Origin of the sequence: Wolbachia endosymbiont (group A) of Lypha dubia (assembly GCF_964028575.1) — a bacterium.
In the GTDB taxonomy this organism is placed as follows: Bacteria; Pseudomonadota; Alphaproteobacteria; order Rickettsiales; family Anaplasmataceae; genus Wolbachia; species Wolbachia pipientis.
Window position 1 is genome coordinate 180,662 of sequence record NZ_OZ034796.1, and the last position, 17,490, is coordinate 198,151.

At 35.9% G+C, this 17,490-nt stretch carries 14 protein-coding genes and 1 tRNA gene; 11 read left to right on the plus strand and 4 right to left on the minus strand.

Annotated elements, in window-relative coordinates; genetic code table 11:
• Positions 1 to 842 precede the first annotated feature (842 nt).
• Entirely contained in the window at positions 843 to 2,306 is a 1,464-nt protein-coding gene (gene terL / locus ABWU72_RS00930) for a phage terminase large subunit (RefSeq protein ID WP_155968932.1), read from the plus strand.
• Positions 2,307 to 2,715: 409 nt separating this feature from the next.
• On the opposite strand, the gene ABWU72_RS00935 is transcribed toward terL, so the two are convergent.
• Positions 2,716 to 3,693 carry an LD-carboxypeptidase gene (locus ABWU72_RS00935; protein ID WP_155968934.1) on the minus strand — a complete coding sequence of 326 codons (978 nt, stop codon included), beginning with the start codon at positions 3,691 to 3,693 and terminating at the stop codon, positions 2,716 to 2,718.
• Complete coding sequence (gene lipB, locus ABWU72_RS00940) at positions 3,693 to 4,310, minus strand: lipoyl(octanoyl) transferase LipB (RefSeq protein ID WP_155968936.1); 618 nt, start codon at positions 4,308 to 4,310, stop codon at positions 3,693 to 3,695. Before lipB ends, ABWU72_RS00935 begins: the two co-directional genes overlap by 1 nt.
• A gap of 251 nt (positions 4,311 to 4,561) precedes the next feature.
• On the opposite strand from lipB, the gene ABWU72_RS00945 reads away from it, so the two are divergent.
• The 3 genes from ABWU72_RS00945 to ABWU72_RS00955 all read left to right on the plus strand — a co-directional run bounded on the left by ABWU72_RS00945 (position 4,562) and on the right by ABWU72_RS00955 (position 6,463).
• The gene (locus tag ABWU72_RS00945; RefSeq protein WP_010081986.1) at positions 4,562 to 4,795 is read left to right on the plus strand and encodes a DUF6290 family protein; all 234 of its coding nucleotides are present in this window, start codon (positions 4,562 to 4,564) and stop codon (positions 4,793 to 4,795) included.
• Positions 4,792 to 5,034, plus strand: coding sequence for a type II toxin-antitoxin system RelE family toxin (locus tag ABWU72_RS00950; RefSeq protein WP_227738598.1), 243 nt, complete (start codon positions 4,792 to 4,794; stop codon positions 5,032 to 5,034). The genes ABWU72_RS00945 and ABWU72_RS00950 overlap by 4 nt, the downstream gene beginning before the upstream one ends.
• Before the next feature lie 235 nt (positions 5,035 to 5,269).
• Entirely contained in the window at positions 5,270 to 6,463 is a 1,194-nt protein-coding gene (locus ABWU72_RS00955; protein ID WP_353283796.1) for a phage portal protein, read from the plus strand.
• 54 nt (positions 6,464 to 6,517) lie between these two features.
• Here the strand turns inward: ABWU72_RS00955 and ABWU72_RS00960 are convergent, their stop codons facing one another.
• Entirely contained in the window at positions 6,518 to 9,061 is a 2,544-nt protein-coding gene (locus tag ABWU72_RS00960; protein WP_353283797.1) for an AsmA-like C-terminal region-containing protein, read from the minus strand.
• Between the two features lie 3 nt (positions 9,062 to 9,064).
• A complete protein-coding gene (murJ, locus tag ABWU72_RS00965) occupies positions 9,065 to 10,552 on the minus strand; it encodes a murein biosynthesis integral membrane protein MurJ (RefSeq protein ID WP_010962984.1) in 1,488 nt (495 codons plus the stop codon).
• A gap of 150 nt (positions 10,553 to 10,702) precedes the next feature.
• On the opposite strand from murJ, the gene ABWU72_RS00970 reads away from it, so the two are divergent.
• From ABWU72_RS00970 to ABWU72_RS01000, 7 genes are all read left to right on the plus strand, one after another.
• Positions 10,703 to 10,778, plus strand: a tRNA-His gene (locus tag ABWU72_RS00970).
• Positions 10,779 to 10,843: 65 nt separating this feature from the next.
• A complete protein-coding gene (locus ABWU72_RS00975; RefSeq protein WP_353283798.1) occupies positions 10,844 to 11,299 on the plus strand; it encodes a hypothetical protein in 456 nt (151 codons plus the stop codon).
• Positions 11,300 to 11,410: 111 nt separating this feature from the next.
• Positions 11,411 to 13,333, plus strand: a complete 1,923-nt coding sequence (mnmG, locus tag ABWU72_RS00980; protein ID WP_155968945.1) for a tRNA uridine-5-carboxymethylaminomethyl(34) synthesis enzyme MnmG — start codon at positions 11,411 to 11,413, stop codon at positions 13,331 to 13,333.
• Between the two features lie 8 nt (positions 13,334 to 13,341).
• Positions 13,342 to 15,009, plus strand: coding sequence for an aminopeptidase P family protein (locus tag ABWU72_RS00985; protein ID WP_155968947.1), 1,668 nt, complete (start codon positions 13,342 to 13,344; stop codon positions 15,007 to 15,009).
• 121 nt (positions 15,010 to 15,130) lie between these two features.
• Complete coding sequence (locus ABWU72_RS00990; RefSeq protein WP_155968949.1) at positions 15,131 to 15,496, plus strand: hypothetical protein; 366 nt, start codon at positions 15,131 to 15,133, stop codon at positions 15,494 to 15,496.
• 397 nt (positions 15,497 to 15,893) lie between these two features.
• Complete coding sequence (locus ABWU72_RS00995; protein WP_015589325.1) at positions 15,894 to 16,538, plus strand: alpha/beta hydrolase; 645 nt, start codon at positions 15,894 to 15,896, stop codon at positions 16,536 to 16,538.
• A gap of 5 nt (positions 16,539 to 16,543) precedes the next feature.
• Positions 16,544 to 17,359, plus strand: a complete 816-nt coding sequence (locus tag ABWU72_RS01000) for an SDR family oxidoreductase (RefSeq protein WP_155968951.1) — start codon at positions 16,544 to 16,546, stop codon at positions 17,357 to 17,359.
• Positions 17,360 to 17,490 lie beyond the last annotated feature (131 nt).

Genomic DNA, 17,490 nt, shown 5'->3' on the forward strand with positions numbered 1-17,490 from the left:
ATAACTTCTTTCAGTTAAAGTTACCAAGATGGTACAACTTTAGCAAGTGTAAAGTTCGTTAGATAAATCATAAAAACTTGCTTGACAAGCCTTGCCAGTCCCCTTATCATGAAACTGAAGCTATTTATTTATCTTCTCTGTACAGATTAAATGACAAAAAAACTCACGTATCTGGCGTCCCATGTTTAATTTTTTGCACTATGTGCACCTTATGTCTTTATAAAATTTCTAGGTTTTTACCTAATATAAGCTGAAATACGCTTATAAAGCATTTAAAACATCAAAAAACGCCAACTTAAAAAATGGATAGTGAATAATTAGCTACCCTAGGGTTTCTTTTGCCTTTTTTTCTGTTTAGTAAATTTCTTAAACATTTATGACTAAAGGTTAGTTGCATTAAAAAGCAGCTAAATCGCGGTTATTAAGCGTTTAGAATAAAAAAACGCCATACTTGAAAGTATAATGTAAGTAATTAGCCAACCACGGGGCTTCTTTTGCCTTTTTTTTATTTGGTAAATTTCTTAATATTTATAGCTAAACAACAACCGTCATCCCGCTACTTATTAGCGGCTGAGATACCGCAGCAGTATGACGGTTCGCGGCGGCATAGTAATTCGTCATCCCGCTGCTTGTTAGCGGGATCTATGTTAAGGTATAGTAGGGGATCTATGTTAAGAGATACCGCGAATGAATCGCGGTATGACGGTGTAGATGATGGTTAAGTAATTCGTCATCCCGCTGCTTGTTAGCGGGATCTAGAGATACCGCAACGTCTCACCTATAGCCTTCAGTGCTCCTTTTTTTGTCATCCCAGCGTCACGCGTTGGTTTCAACATTATATCATGAACTTTCTAAAATTCATTGAACTGTGCTTTCAAACGGTGGTGCCGGGGTGTGAGTATAATGATTATCAGTATATAAAAGTCATAGCAGACAGACTTGAAGCGGCAAATGTTGGCAAAATGAGGCGAATAATATTCAATATGCCTCCGCGTTCAATGAAGTCCCTGTGCGCTAGTGTTGCGTGGCCCGCATGGATACTGGGAAATCAGCCAACTGCAAGAATAATAGTTGCAAGCTACTCTCGGCTGCTTAGCGAAAAGCACTCGCTCGATACAAGATGCATAATGCAGTCTAGTTGGTATAGAGAGCTGTTTCCAGAGGTAGAACTATCCAAAGATCAGAATACCAAATACAAATTTCAAACAGTGCAGAGAGGATACAGAATCGCAACGTCAGTTGGAGGGACGTTAACAGGTGAAGGTGGTGATTTCATCATCGTGGATGATCCACTGAGTCCCGCCCAAGCTTTGAGTGAAACGTTTAGAAAGCGTGCTACAAATTGGTTTGACCAGACTTTAGTAGCCAGGCTCAACAATAGAAAAAAAGGAGTAATTGTTCTTGTGATGCACAGGCTACATCAAGAAGATTTAACCGGGCACCTTCTCTCCAAACCGAAAAACATATGGAACCATACTTGTTTACCGATGATATCTGAAAATAAGGAGATTATCTATTCAATCAAAAAGCCAGCGCCTCCTTTTCTTGTTCCTGTCACCCGAGTAACTACAAATGAGTACAAAAGCTGGATTACAGCATCAAGTGCTAGAATGACACCACCCGTAATATTATACTCAAGAGAAGAAGGTCAGTTGCTATATCCCCTCGATGGAGGAAAAGAAGAAGTTGAGATGATAAAGGTTGAACTTGGAAGTTACGCTTTTGCTGCACAATATCAACAAAACCCTCTGCCACTTTCAAGTGGTATAATTAAACGAGAGTGGCTGAAGCGCTATAGAAATTTTCCTGACAATCTCTCGCATGTAACTCAAAGCTGGGACACTGCAGTTTCAACAAGCAACATGAGCAACTTTAGCGTCTGCACCACCTGGACAAAAGTGGGCAATAAATTCTATTTACTCGATGTATATCGCGCAAAGCTTGAGTATCCAAAGCTTAAAGAGCAAGTTCTGTCACTAGCTGCAAGATGGACACCGCACGCAATTTTAATCGAAGCAAAAACAAGTGGTCAGCAATTGGTGCAAGAGCTAAAGACAAACAGTGATTTACCAATTATCGAAATAGTACCACATGATGACAAACTCACTCGATTTTATCAAATTGTTCCGATTATAGAGTCTGGCAAGGTTTTTCTGCCGCACCAAGCAGTATGGCTGAACGATTTTGAGTATGAGACTTTAATGTTTCCTGAAACTCGACACGATGATCAAGTGGATAGTACCGTGCAATATTTGCAGTGGGTGAGAGATAGTAGCTCTAGGGTCGCAGCTTTACGGGCATTGTGATTTGAGTCTACCAGATCCAAGTAGTCAGCTACTTGCATGACACCCTGACAACCGTCATCCCGCTACGTGTTAGCGGGATCTAGAGATACCGCGAATGAATCGCGGTATGACGGTTCGTGGTGGTATGACGGTTAAGCAATTCGTCATCCCGCTACATGTTAGCGGGATCTCTTGTTAGCGGATGAGATACCGCGAATGAATCGCGGTATGACGGTTAAGTACGTGTTAGCGGCTAAGAGATACCGCGGCGGAATGACGGTTAAGCAATTCGTCATCCCGCTACATGTTAGCGGGATCTCTTGTTAGCGGATGAGATACCGCGAATGAATCGCGGTATGACGGTTAAGTACCTGTTAGCGGCTAAGAGATACTGCGGCGGTATGACGTAGAGCTCGCGTTAGCTATAAGATTAGCTAACATTCTGCACGTCCATAAAAAACAAACCTTCTTTTTCGTCTTGAACGCTAATAATAGCGTGAGTGTTAAAAGGTAAAGGATCATTTGTATGTCCATGGCCTACCCCTTTCATTGTAAATACAGGAAAGTTAACACTTTTTGCAAACCTTTCTTTTACAACTTCAACAAGGTTATCGTTATAGCAGTTAACGAAATCCCCAAAGATTACTGCATGTACTCCATCAAAGATGTGAGCTTGTTTTAGGTGATCTAAACTGCGCTCTATTGCGTATGGGTAGACTCTTATGTCCTCTAAAAATAGAATTTTACCTTTCGCATTTATTTGCCAAACAGTTCCTATACTGTTTTCAACTAAAGTCATATTACCACCGATGATTTTAGACTTTAATTTGCCATCTTTTAGTCTAATGCCATTATTTATCGTCTTTAGGTTATCAAATCTGATAGAATCCCGCTTGTTAAGAATTAACTCTTTCAATTTTTCAACAGAGCTTTCAGAAACGGAGTTATTTACTATCATTTCCAACATGGTGCCGTGAAGAGTTTGCCAATCATATTTAGCTTGTAGATGGATGTGCAAGGCAGTTATATCGCTATAGCCTATGAGGATCTTTTTGTTTTGAGCAATCCTTTCTTTTTTATCATTGGGTAACTTTTCTAGATAGGGAATTAACCGAGAAGCCCCTTCTCCTCCTCTGATACACCAGATTATTTTACTATCATTAGTTAGTGCACTAATCAAATCATTTGCTCTGAATTCATCAGAGTTGGAATAAAATGGATTATCATTACTATATATTTTCTCCGAAATATGGGGATTAAAATCCAAAGCTTCTACATATTCTTTTATAGTAGTCAGATCTAATTCTTTTCCCTTCGAAGAAGGAGCAATAATATCAACTTGGTCGATTGCATGAATACCTGTGTTAGCACATAAAGTGAGAATGAAATATAAAAGGTAAACAATCATTAAAATATCTTATAAAACTCTTTTTTTAGTATATCATCCAATTCAGAGAGTGGAACTTTCACTCCTAGTTCTTCCATTGACGTGACGCCATAATCTTGCAGTCCACAAGGAATAATGCCCTTATAGTGAGAGAGGTTGGGGGAGACATTAAGCGCTATGCCATGATAAGTTACCCATTTTCTTAAACGGATACCAAAAGCTGCAATTTTTTTTTCTACTCCATTGTTATTCACCCAAACACCTATTCTATCCTCTTTAAATTCTCCAAGTATATTAAATTGCTTTAAAACATTTATTATCCACTTACTTAGGTCTCTAATATATAGCTTTATGTCGCATTTATTTCTTTTTTTAAGGTTTAACATTAAATATATGATGCGCTGTCCTGGACCATGATATGTGTATTTGCCACCCCTGCCTGTTTTATATATAGGAAATAATTTTTCAACAACGTCGTCATCTGTTGCACTGATTCCTGCAGTATAAAGTGGAGGGTGCTGGAGTAGCCATACTAATTCGTCTGCTGAATTATTGTAAATTTGTTGAATTTTTTCTTCCATAGATTTTACGGCACAGTTATAATCAATAAGCTGATTAGATATTAGCCATTCTATCATATTCTATTTCTTTTTTTTTAGTATAGCAGTTCGTTTTTTCCTGTTATTCCAGTGTGTGACACTGAGCGCAGCCTTTCTTATTCCTAATATACTTAATACTAACTTCTGTGCTATTTCTCCTTAACAAACATAGTACATGACAAATGTTTAATTATTTGTCAACACAGGTCCTCTTTACGTATAGGCAACTTTTTTTATTGAAAAATTCAGAAAAATGTTATATAATTATTAGTAGATTTTAGGTAAAATATATGGCAAACTCAAAATTTAGCATAACTTTCAACAACGAAATTTCAGAGTGTCTTGCTGGACTGGCTAAAATAAGAAATAAGTCCATTAAAGAACTAACAGAGAAGCTAATACAAGAAGCAATTGAAAATGAGGAAGATAAAATACTAATTGAGCGTGCTGCTAAACGTAATGTTTCAGGTGTAAAGAAAATTAGAAGTGAGGATGTAGACTGGAATACAATATTATCTTCATAGAAAGCGTTCTTGAGAAAGACCTTCCAGCTCTTCCAAAAACAATAAGATTAAGGATCATAAATGCGATAAATAAGCGCCTTACAGTTGATCCCATTAACCTTGGTGAGCCATTATATTACAGATTTAAAGGACAAAGAAGATTAAGGGTAGGTGATTATCGCGTTATCTATTCCGTAAATATTATAAAATATGAAGTGGTTATCACAGAGATAGGACACAGAAAAGATATTTATAAGTAAGTACATCATATAAATATTAAATATATTTTTACTCCTTCCTGATTCATTTTCTACCTTAGGTGGCTTCGCTCAGCTCAAAAAAAAAGCTCATTCTTTTTGCTACCCCTTATTGTGCCTGCCATTTAACTATTGTGTAGAGATTGCTCTCAAACATAATGTTCGTACGTTAGTATATCCTTCCTGTGACACCAATTGATATAATTCTACCACAAATTCAATTTTTTAGGAGGCATATATGAATCTCAATATTTTTCAAAGAAAAAAAAGCGCAGTATTTACTAAATATTCTGCTTTGCAGCTAATGATGGAGCCAAGTTGGAGTAAGCGTGATTATGTAAGTTTTGCTGAGGAAGGTTACATAAAAAATGTTATTGCCTTTCGAGCAATTAATATGATTGCAAGTGCTGCATCTTCGGTACCTTTTACTCTCTGCCAGCTTACTGAACAGGGAAAATCGCAATTAAAAGCCCATCCATTACTGAAATTACTTTATTCTCCTAATCCAATGACATCAAAATCGGAATTTATTGAGGGGATTGTAACTTATCGGTTAGTTAACGGCAATTCTTATATATTGATGATTGAGTCACAGAATAGTAGAAAACCACCAACAGAGCTTTATCTTCTGCGCCCCGATAGGGTTGAAATTGTTCCAGGGAGAAATAACGTTCCTTATAACTATCGTTATGCCATAAATAACAACAGTTATGACTTTAAAGTTGATAAACTAACCGGACGTTCAGCAGTGTTGCACCTAAAGACCTTTAACCCTTTAAATGATTGGTATGGGTTATCACCAATTGAGGCGGCTGCATATAGTATAGATCAGCATAATCAGGCTGGTGGTTGGAATCAAGCAATGTTGCAAAACGGAGCAAGACCAAGTGGTGCAATAGTTGTAAAATCAGCAAAAGATGGAAGTGGTGGAAGTTTAAGTCAAGAGCAGTACCAACGCTTAAAAGCGCAGATAAATGATCATTATTCAGGTTCTATAAACGCTGGAAGACCGATATTGCTTGAAGGAGGCTTGGAGTGGAAAGAAATGAGCTTATCGCCAAGGGATATGGATTTTATTGAGTCCAAACACAGCTCAGCTCGTGATATTGCGCTAGCTTTTGGCGTTCCACCGCAATTGCTTGGCATACCGGGTGATAACACTTATAGCAATTTAGTCGAAGCACGCTTATCCCTCTGGGAGCAGACGGTTTTACCAACGCTAGAAAATATTATCTGTCACCTGAATTCTTGGCTAACACCAAAATTTGGTGAAGATCTGTGCTTGTCGTATGACAAAGATGCAATAGAAATTCTCATGGAAAAGAGACAAAAGTTGTGGAAATACGTAGAAAACGCAAGCTTCATGACGCTCAACGAAAAGAGAGAAGCATTTGGCTTGCCACCACTGCCAGGTGGTGATGAGTTAGGTTAAGTTTGTATCCGTTCAGATGAGTTTATTGTCCCCTAAACCGTACACCTAAGTAAATTAACTATTTTTTTTGCCAACCAGAGCGGTGAAGATTTGGTCTACATCAAAACTCATCTTAGGACGCCAAATAGAGCCATCCAAATGCATATCGATATAGATTGGATTACTATAGTTTGGTGGTATGAAAAAGAACCTGAATATAGAAGCTAAAGCGAAGTTAGATAAGGTTAAATTAGAAGAGATCGACCCTGATGCTTGATCAATCCCGAACTGTAAACTAGTTGAACATATACCACTCTTAATACTTGCTTTTCCGCTAATATTTTCAAAAAATGTTTTACCATTATATATATCAATATAAGCAAGTGTGGAAATTTCAGACTTATTCTTACTGCTTAACAAATTAGTGATAAATGAATTGAAATCTACATTAGTAACTTCTATTCCTTGCGCTTGTAAGTTTACATCTCCTGATAAGTTACTAGCCCAATCATGAAAACTTTTTCCTTGAGTTTTGATTTCACCATTTAAGCTTACCTGACCATTTACATTGTCAATTCCTATAACCTTACCAATCTTTTTAGTGTCCAAATTTACAATAGAAAACCTTGTATTTATTGAGTCTGATCTTAAATAACCCTGAAAAAACACTTGCCCGCGTTCTAATACGTAACTTGCCTGCCTGATAGTGATAGTGTTGTTTCTCATTACCGCATCCAAATTAAAATCTTTCAAAACATTATGCTCGGTTTTAAATTCTGCAGTATTGATTTGCACATTTGCATCAAAGCCTTCTTTGTCATCCAAAAAATCAAGCTGCTTTGTTGACCATTGAATTTGATCTATCTCATTTCTTGAATTTCTTTTCGTCTCTACTAAATTTGGTAATGTAATAATTTTTCCATTAAATTTACTGCCCGTAAGGTTAACATCTAATAAAGGTTTGGCGTATTTTTGATCTGCTAATATTTTTGCATTACCGGTAATATCGAAATCTTCTCCAGATAGTTTTATTTTATCTGCAACTAGCTTACCTTTTTCCATTTTCAGCAAAAAATCCAAATTTTTAATTTTCGTATCATTCAATGTAAGGTTATTAACACGGGCCTTTATATTTGCATCATACTGAAAATTTTTCAGCCATTGCATTTTAGGTAAACTGCTAAATAATGAATGATCATATTTATCTGCATCAAGATTATGCATGCTAAATTCACCATTGACCACATTGTGTTTTTTTGTATGGCTTACTCTAATTGACCCTTGCAAGGATTCCTTATTATTTAGCAGTCTAATGTCTGAGATAGATAATATTCTTGGTGCAAGGTGCAGTTTAGAACTTAGTGTAAATTGATTTTTCTGGTTTTCTTTCATCTTTATAGAAGGGAAAAAACATGAAATGAATGACTCAAAATCATTTCCTTCGACTAATAAATCACCGTTGAATTCAGATAGGACATTATTGTTTGAGATCTCTCCTGATAAGTAAGATATATTATTGATTCCAGGAAATTTAAGAAGCGTATTAACTTTTACTTTGCCATCAGTGGATTTTAGTACAGCACGGAAATTGTCCAATATTTTGTTTTGATATTGAATGTTAGAAGCTTCCATATTAAAATTTAAGCTCAAGTTCTTTGGCACAACTGCTCTAAAACATTCCAGAAGATCCTTCATATTCATTGTTCTTTGTGAATCATTTTGTATGGAATCTAAATCAACTTTACTGAAGCTAATATTGAAATTAGTGTGATTGCCTTTTCTATCATTTTGTATTGTACCACTGGCTTGCATGCTTTTGGAATCAATTTTTAGGTCAGTTGCCGTAAACTCACTTTCATTAAGACTTATATTGGATGATATCTTGATATTTTCGCTAGGAATAACACAAGAGAGAAAGCTAAGATTAATGATTTTTGCTAAATCACTCGCAAAACCAGAACTATTATTGATCGTTAGTGTTAAATTACCCTGGAGTTCTTCTTGATTTCTATTACCTGTAAATAGCAAATTTACAAAATTTGATTCAACACTAATGTGTACATTCTTTTTTGTGATATCAACCTTTCCTGAAAAATCGTAATTATTATCACCTACCTTTACTTTACCAAAAAACTGCTTATTTTTTTTTACAGCAACTTCCTTTATGTTAACAATATCAGCGAAATCATTCTTGAAACTTACTTGGCTGTCTTTTATTACTATATTGACTGTGTTACCACTGGCGTTTGTATTTATAATATTAAGTAAATTTTCTTTGTTGCTTTTCATGCCAAACAATGTGATTGACTTTGGTTGCAACGAAAATAAAAACAACGATAGGAACGATGGCCTTATTTCAATTTTTCTTACACTAATTAAATCTGACAACTTTTGCTCTTTATTTTCGTTGTATTGTACGTATACATTATAAATAGTGAGCTTTGGGGTAATCAACGAAACTTTAATTTTTCCCCCAATATGCACTTTAGCATCATACGTCTTCTCTAACTCTTTTATGATATATTTCCTGTAGCCACTCCAATCCTTAAAAGTTGCAGCAACATGCATGAGAATTAATAGCAGTGAGATTGATAATATAGCATATAAAGAAAGTCTCATAATTTACACATGCTTAAAGTTTCCCTTAAATATTAAATAGAGAATACCAAAATAAACAATAACACTCAAAGCTATTAAAGTCGTTAAATAAACAATACGAGCCAACATTTTATCAAAAAATAATCCTGCCAACAAAGAATTAAAAATATAAAGGGCTATTGACATGACTGCCGTTGCTACAAAAATTTTCATGACATTTAACAATAACGCTTGGCTAACCTTATACATTTTATTTATTGTTAAATAACTAATTAATAGAATAGAGTTTATCCAAGTGGAAACGGAAGTAGCAATAGCAATCCCCGTATGCTGATACTCGTTCATTAACAAAAGGTTTAGCACTACATTAATTCCAAGACACATTAGCGAAAATATGGTTGGTATTTTCAGATTGCCTTTAGCAAAAAATGTAGGTAGCAATACTTTATTTATAATAAATGCAGGTAAAGAAAGAGAAAATGCTATTAAAGTGGGAACAGTTTGCTGCACTGCATAATGATCAAACCGGCCGTAAGAAAAAAGCGTAAGTAAAATTATGTCGGGAATAATGATAAAGGCAGCAGTTGTTGGCATAATTAACATTAATCCTATGTTGAGAGCCTTGTTCTGTATTTTGACTATATTTTCAGTATTATCCACCTGTTTTGAAATTAAAGGAAGAAGCACTGTACCAATTGCAGTACCGATTATTCCCTGCGGTAGTTGATTTAGTCTATCGGCATAATATATATAGGACACCGCATTTGGTATAAAACTCGCCATGATTGTATCAATCCATAAGCTTATTTGAGTTACACAATTGTTGATAATTGCAGGTATCACACGCTTAAAAAATAACCTTACTTCATTGCTTAATTCAAGGCTAAAAGAAAAAGCTGCCTTTAACTTGTATGCACTAAATAGTATCAAAAGTAGCTGGAAAATTCCTCCTATAAGGACAGCTATAGAAAGGTTGTGCGCTGGAGTTTTTACGTAAGGCACAAACAAACTGATGATTAAACAGAGATTCAAAACGATTGGTGCAATAGCTGTTGAAGCAAAATGCTGCTTTACTTGCAGCATTCCACCAATAAGTGATGCAATTGAAACAAAGATTATGTAGGGCATCATAATTCTTGATAAAGTAACAGTAAGGGTAAACTTACTTTGGTCAAATCCAGGAGCAAAAATTTGAATCATATAAGGGGAGAAAGTTTGCATGATAAGGCAAAAAATTACTAAGATAATAAACGTAATGGATATTACACTACTTGCAAAATTAAATGCCTTCTTATTATCATATGATTCTGTCGAGTATAACGGTATGAATGAGGTAGTGAACGCTCCTTCTGCAAAAAATGCTCGAAATAGATTGGCAAAGCGAAACGAAGAAAAAAATATGTCTGCAAGAGAGTTTGCACCAATAACTGTAGCAATCAATACATCTCTTATTAACCCTGAGATCCTTGAAATAGCCGTAAAAAAACTAAATGTGAAAATACTTTTAAACATACCACTACTTCATTAGTGTCAATACAATTAACTATAATGGTAAAAGTATCAATGAAAATATTTATTGGCTAAACTTAAAACCCTCTGCAAAAGGAGAGTTAAATAATCAATTGACTATTTGCGCTCTTATGTTAGAAATTTTATATCTTGGCGGGCGTAGCTCAGTTGGTAGAGCGTCAGTTTGTGGTACTGAATGTCGCCAGTTCGATCCTGGTCGCTCGCCCCACTAAAATTTTCTGCTTGACGGAGATATGAACAAATGGTAATATATCAATTAATTAGGGAGGTTATATGGATGACGGCACTAAAAGTCTTTTAATATTTTGTGGCGCAGCATCGGTAATAGGTGCATTTACAGGTCTGGGATTGAGTTTTACAGCTTTATCACCTTTGGTTATAGGTGGTGCCGCCATTCCTGTAATATTATTAACTGCATATTCTATATGCAATAGTGTAAAAGAAGGAAAATTCTCCAAAAAAGGTCTTTTCGGGGTGGCTTGTTTTTGCGTTACAAGTGCTGCAATTGGAGTTGGCCTTGCTGCAGCCGCAACTGCTATTTTTCCTGGTGCAATGCTTGGAATGGGCTCTGCAGCTTTAGCAGGTGCAACAATAGGAGTGATAGCACTGATAGCAGGGTTATTTGCAACCAAGGCTATAATATTTGCTGCTGAAAAAGTGAATGAATATATTATATCACCTATAGTTGAGTGTTTTTCTTCAAAAGAGAAGGGGTACAAACCAGTTTAAGCTAACCAAGTAAGCTTTTCTGTTATTCCAGTGTGCAACATTGGAATAACAAGATTTGACATTAACCGCTGATAATCGGAATATTAGTAGGGTACGAATTACTTAAAAAGCATGCATAAATATGACGTAGTGGTAGTAGGTGGTGGTCATGCAGGATGCGAAGCGGCTGCTGCGGCAGCTCGCCTTGGTACAAACACGCTGCTTATAACTCATAAAATTTCAACTATAGGGGAAATGTCCTGCAATCCAGCAATCGGAGGAGTTGCAAAGGGTGTTGTAGTCAGGGAAGTTGACGCTCTTGATGGAATAATGGGAAGAGCAATCGACCGAGCAAGCATACACTCAGTCATTTTAAATAGCAGCAGAGGTGCGGCAGTGTGGGGACCACGTGCACAGGCAGACCGAAAATTATACAAGCAAGCAATACAGGAAATTATTCTAAATTATAACAATTTGACGGTAAAAGAAGAGTCAGTTGACGATTTCCTTATAGAGAGTAATAACAATGGAGAATTGTGCATTAAAGCTGTAATAACAAGCTCAGGGGAACATATACTAACAGGTAAAGTCGTTTTAACCACAGGAACTTTTCTGCAAGGTGTAATTCATATAGGAGAACAAACAACCCCTTCAGGGAGAATGGGAGATAAGCCTGCAGTAGAACTTGCAAATACGTTGAAGAAATATGATTTTAGATTAGGTAGACTGCGTACCGGAACTCCACCAAGGCTTGATCGTGGCACTATAAATTGGTCAATATTGCAAGAACAAGTGGGTGATAATCCACCTGTGCCGTTTTCTTATCTCACAGAAAAAATTAACCAACCTCAGGTATCATGCTTTATTACCCATACTAATGAAAATACGCATAAAATAATTAGAGAAAATCTTCATAGGTCAGCTTCTTCGTATCTAAGTGACGTTGTTGCGCCAAGATACTGCCCATCCATTGAAGTTAAAGTTAATAAATTTGCAGAAAAAAGTAGTCATCAAATATTTTTAGAACCAGAGGGCTTGAATGATGATACTATATACCCGAACGGAATTTCAAATTCATTGCCTATTGAAGTGCAGTGTGAAATGATAAAGAGTGTCAAGGGACTTGAAAATGCAGAAATACTAAGGCCTGGATATGCAGTTGAGTATGACTATATTGATCCACGAGAACTAAGCCATACTCTTGAAACTAAGAAAATTAAAGGCCTATATTTTGCTGGCCAAATTAATGGCACCACTGGATATGAAGAAGCAGCAGGGCAAGGAATTATTGCCGGGATCAATGCAGCACTTTCTGCATTTGAAAAAAAAGAAAGCTTTGTTCTCCATCGTACAGATTCGTATATCGGTGTAATGATAGATGATCTAGTCACCAAAGGGGTGATCGAACCTTATAGATTATTTACCTCACGTGCAGAATATAGGCTAGCTATCAGGTCAGACAATGCAGATAGAAGATTAACACAAAAAGGTTATGATATTTCCCTTGTGTCGCATGAGAGATACTCTGTTTTACAGAATAAACTTAAATCTATTAAGCAACTTGAAGAAAAACTAGAGAGTTTGACGATTACTCCTGAGCAGCTTAGGTCTTATGGTATCAAAATATCTTATGATGGGATAAGAAAAACGGCTCTAGATCTACTTAGCTATCCAAATATCGACTGGAATAAATTACAAGAAATATGGCCGGAGTTAAGCAGCGTCACGCGCTGGGATGACACCGCAGTGGGTAGCATAACTAAGAATGAAATATGCGAAGCGGTTGAAATTGAAGCAAAATACAAACCTTATCTAATAAGACAAGAAGCAGATATGAAGTTTTTACGAGAGGAAATCAATACTCAAATTCCAATCAACTTCAACTATTCACAAGTTAAAGGCCTGTCAAGTGAAGTAATAGAAAAGTTGCAGACGATAAAACCAGCGACGATTGGCATTGCAAAGCAAATACAAGGCATCACTCCTGCAGCGATAGTGAGCATATTAGTGTATTTGAGAAACAGGAAAACGAAAGTGGCTGCTAATTTTGTATGAGGTGTTCTATGTCAAAAATCGAAGAATTTCGTTCTTTTATGCACGAGATAAACGTTGATGCATTTATGTTGCATACTAAAGATGAATATTTAAATGAGTATTCAGAGGAGCTAACAAAGCTGTGTGGCTTTACAGGAACAAATGGGCTACTTATCGTTACAAAAGACAACAAGTGCCCATTTTTTACGGATGGACGCTATATTACACAAGCTCGCAATCAGCTCGATCGGGGCAATTTTCAAGTATATAATATACAAGAAGAGGATCCACGCGAATGGATAAAAGCAAACTTAACATCGACTGCCTCACTAGGTTATTATTTGCAATATTTTACCATCGAAGATATAAGAAAGTATGAGAATATCTGTAAATTAATACCCTGTTTAGCTGGAAAAAAAAGTGACTATCGAAAACAAGCAGTGGTTTTACATTCTATTAAATATGCTGGTAAAAGTAGTAAGGACAAATGTGAAAAAATAGCTAGAAGCGTAGATAAAGGAGCTGAAGCAGTGCTTTTAACTGATCCAAATTCAATTTCATGGTTATTAAATTTAAGAAACGAAAATGCTAAATATACTCCATGTATATTGGGTCGTGCTATATTGTATAAAAGCGGTAATGTTGATTTGTTTATTCAAGATAAAGAACATTCAACTATAGAAGCAAATTTAGGCAATCATGTAAATATTTTTGATATTAGTGAGCTAGAAAATTCGCTGCACAAGCTAAATTCAATAGTTATAGATCCAAACACAACTCCAATGAGTATCATGGCTGTAATAAAAGATAAACAGGTAGCTGAGAGAGAAGATCCTTGTCTAATTTATAAAGCAGCAAAAAACCAAACTGAAATAGCTGGGGCTATAAATGCGCATATCAGAGATGGAGTGGCAGTTACAAATTTTCTATCTTGGCTTGAAAATAATGTTGGTACAGAACTTGAAGCTGAAGAAAAGATTTTAGAATACAGAAAAGAGCAGAATTTGTTTAAACAATTGAGCTTTCCAACAATTTCCGCATTTAATGAAAATGGTGCAATAATTCACTATCGTGCAAGCAGTAAGACGAATAAGGTAATTCAGAAAAATGGACTATATTTGATTGACTCTGGTGGCCAGTACCTTGACGGCACAACTGATGTGACAAGAACTGTAGTAGTTGGTAATCCAACTGATGAACAAATAACCCACTATACAATAGTACTCAAAGCTCACATTGCTATAGCAAGTGTCGTCTTTCCCCCCGGCACTACTGGTGGAGAATTGGATATATTGGCACGTACGCATTTATGGAAATTTGGAATGGACTATATGCATGGTACAGGGCATGGAGTAGGAAGTTACCTATCAGTACACGAAGGACCACAAGCAATATCAAAGGGAAATAAAGTGAAACTCACGCCAGGCATGATACTATCCAACGAACCTGGCTATTACATTCCGGGAGAGTATGGAATAAGGATTGAAAATCTGATGTATGTTGATAAACATGAAAATGGTTTCTTGGGGTTTAAACAACTAACCTCTATTCCGTATGATAGAAGGCTAATAGATGTGCAAATGCTTACTAAAGATGAAATTGAATGGATAAATAGCTATCATCAATTTGTCTATAAAAACTTAGAAAATAGCGTCAAAGATAAAGGGTGGTTAAAGAAAGTATGTGACCCTTTATAAGCAAAGGAGCATTTTTTATTATTTAAAAAGTATTAATGCAATTGTAACAGGTATCTTGTATTGTTTTTAATTTTAAAACAATATATAATAGAAAACACGTATTTTTAGGTAGGTTATAATTATGACAGACAAAGGGCAAGAAGATGAATTTATGAAGCAGTATATGGATACTTGCAAAGAGCAAATAGAAAAATTAGCCAAGGATCCTGAATTGCTTAATCAGGCTTTAAAACCATTTATGCAAATGTCTCAGCAGCTTATGGCTGGCGGTATGTTAGAAGGCGCTATGCCTAACATGATACCTGATTTGGGTGGTATGGATATCAACAAGATGATTGCTCAGATGAAGGAAATGATTGACTACATAAGAGGTAACTATAAGGAACTAATGAAAGAGCGCAGCTCGCAAATTCAAGAGCTTGATGAATCCAGTAAAAAGCTAAGAGGCTTAGTTAAAAAATTGATAGAAAAGATCGAAAGTAAGTAAATAACATCTGGATTTCTGTCATTCTATATACAACTTTCTAGTTGGACGGTAAGTCGAGGTCAATTATTGATGCCATGCAAGTAGTGTAGCTACTTGCATAGCATTTATACCAGTTTTCGTAAATAAATAAGGTACGTTGCTTAAGGCTGCAGTTATAGTGAGGTATTTTTTCTAGTTTGTTTTCTTATTTCTGAGGTTTATAGCTAAGGTTTTCCCTACGTCATACCGCGATTCATTCGCGGTATCTCAGCCGCTAACGAGTAGCGGAATGACGGTTTTTCAAATCGTCGATGAACCTAAGTTACTTTATCTGTAGTATCGGGAACGTAATTGCACATTGGTTTTACAAATTTGAAAATTAGTGTTAAATAAAAATATAAACGCAAAAGGAAAAGAAATGATTGAACTTAAAGGCCCAGAAATTTGTGCAGGCGGAAATAAGAAAAATTTGATTATTTTTTTACATGGTTGGGGCTCAAGTGGCGATAATTTCATTCACCTTGCTAAAGTTATGAGCAAGTTTTTACTGGGTTCATATTTTGCAGTACCCAATGCTCCGTTTGAAAGAGAAATAGGTGATGGTTATCAGTGGTTCAGCTTGGAAGATCGTAGTGAGGAAGCGCTATATAATGGAGTAAAAAATGCTACATCAATTGTAAATCATTTCATTGATACAAAATTAAAGGAGCTTAATTTAAAAGATACGCAACTTTCTTTAGTTGGATTTTCTCAAGGAGCAATGCTTGCAATACATACAGCTCTCACCCGCTCTCAATCCTGTGCATCAGTTGTTGCATACTCTGGTAGATTTCTTTCACCTTCAAAAACTGCACCAGAGATCAAGTCAAAACCTAACATATGTGTTATCCATGGTGATGCTGACGACGTGGTACCTTTTTCGTCCCTCGACTTAGCGGTTAAAGCTCTGAAAGAAAATGGAGTAAATGTTGAAGGACACCCAATTCATGCATTAGGGCATATTATCAATGAAGAGGGAATAAAATTAGGAGTAGAATTTATCAAGAAGAATTTTAAAAATTAATTTTCATGCACTTGTTTTGCTTTGGTTATGGATATGTAGCTAAATTTTTATCGAAAAAATTACTGAACTTAGGTTGGAAAGTCAGTGGCACATCAAGAAGTAAAGATATACAAAATGTAATCCTCTTTAATTATGAGAAGGTTAGCCAAGATCTGCTTAAAAGCGCAACGCACGTTTTAATTTCTATTCCTCCAGATGGTGATGATGTTGTGGAGAGATACGGTGATTGCCTGCAAAATGTAAAATGGCTTGGTTATTTGTCTGCAACTAGCGTCTATGGTGATCACTCTGGTAATTGGGTGAATGAGGAATCTGAAACAAAACCTATAGAAATCAGAGGAGAAAAACGCCTTAAATCTGAAAGGAAGTGGCTAAATAGCAAACTGCCTGTACATATTTTTCGTTTAGCTGGAATATACGGTCCTGGTAGGAACGTGTTAATTGACTTGCAGCTTGGCAAAGCAAGAAATGTGAAAAAAGAAGGGCATTTTTTTTCTCGTATTCACGTTGAAGATATATCGAATATTCTATTTTCTTCCATGCAAAACATAAAACCTGGTGAAATATACAATTGTGCAGACGATTTACCCACTACACAATCTGAAGTGGTAATATATGCGACCAAACTTCTCAATGTTAGCCCTCCAGAACCAATTGAGGCTTCTCCCCTACCAGATTATGCACAGAGTTTTTATTTAGGATCAAAAAAAGTAAGTAATGTTAAAATTAAAAAAGATCTTAATGTCTCTCTAATTTACCCTAACTACAAGGTGGGATTAGAAAGTTTGCATGTAAAAAAAACTGAAATCACATCAGAATGATAGATAGGCTTATTGTCACTGCCATTAAGTTAAGGAAAGAATGGTTAAAAACTGAACTAAAAAGTCAGAAATAATTAAGGATTTATGACAAATGCTGAAACAGAATAGAGTAAACTTTAAAGCAGATAAAC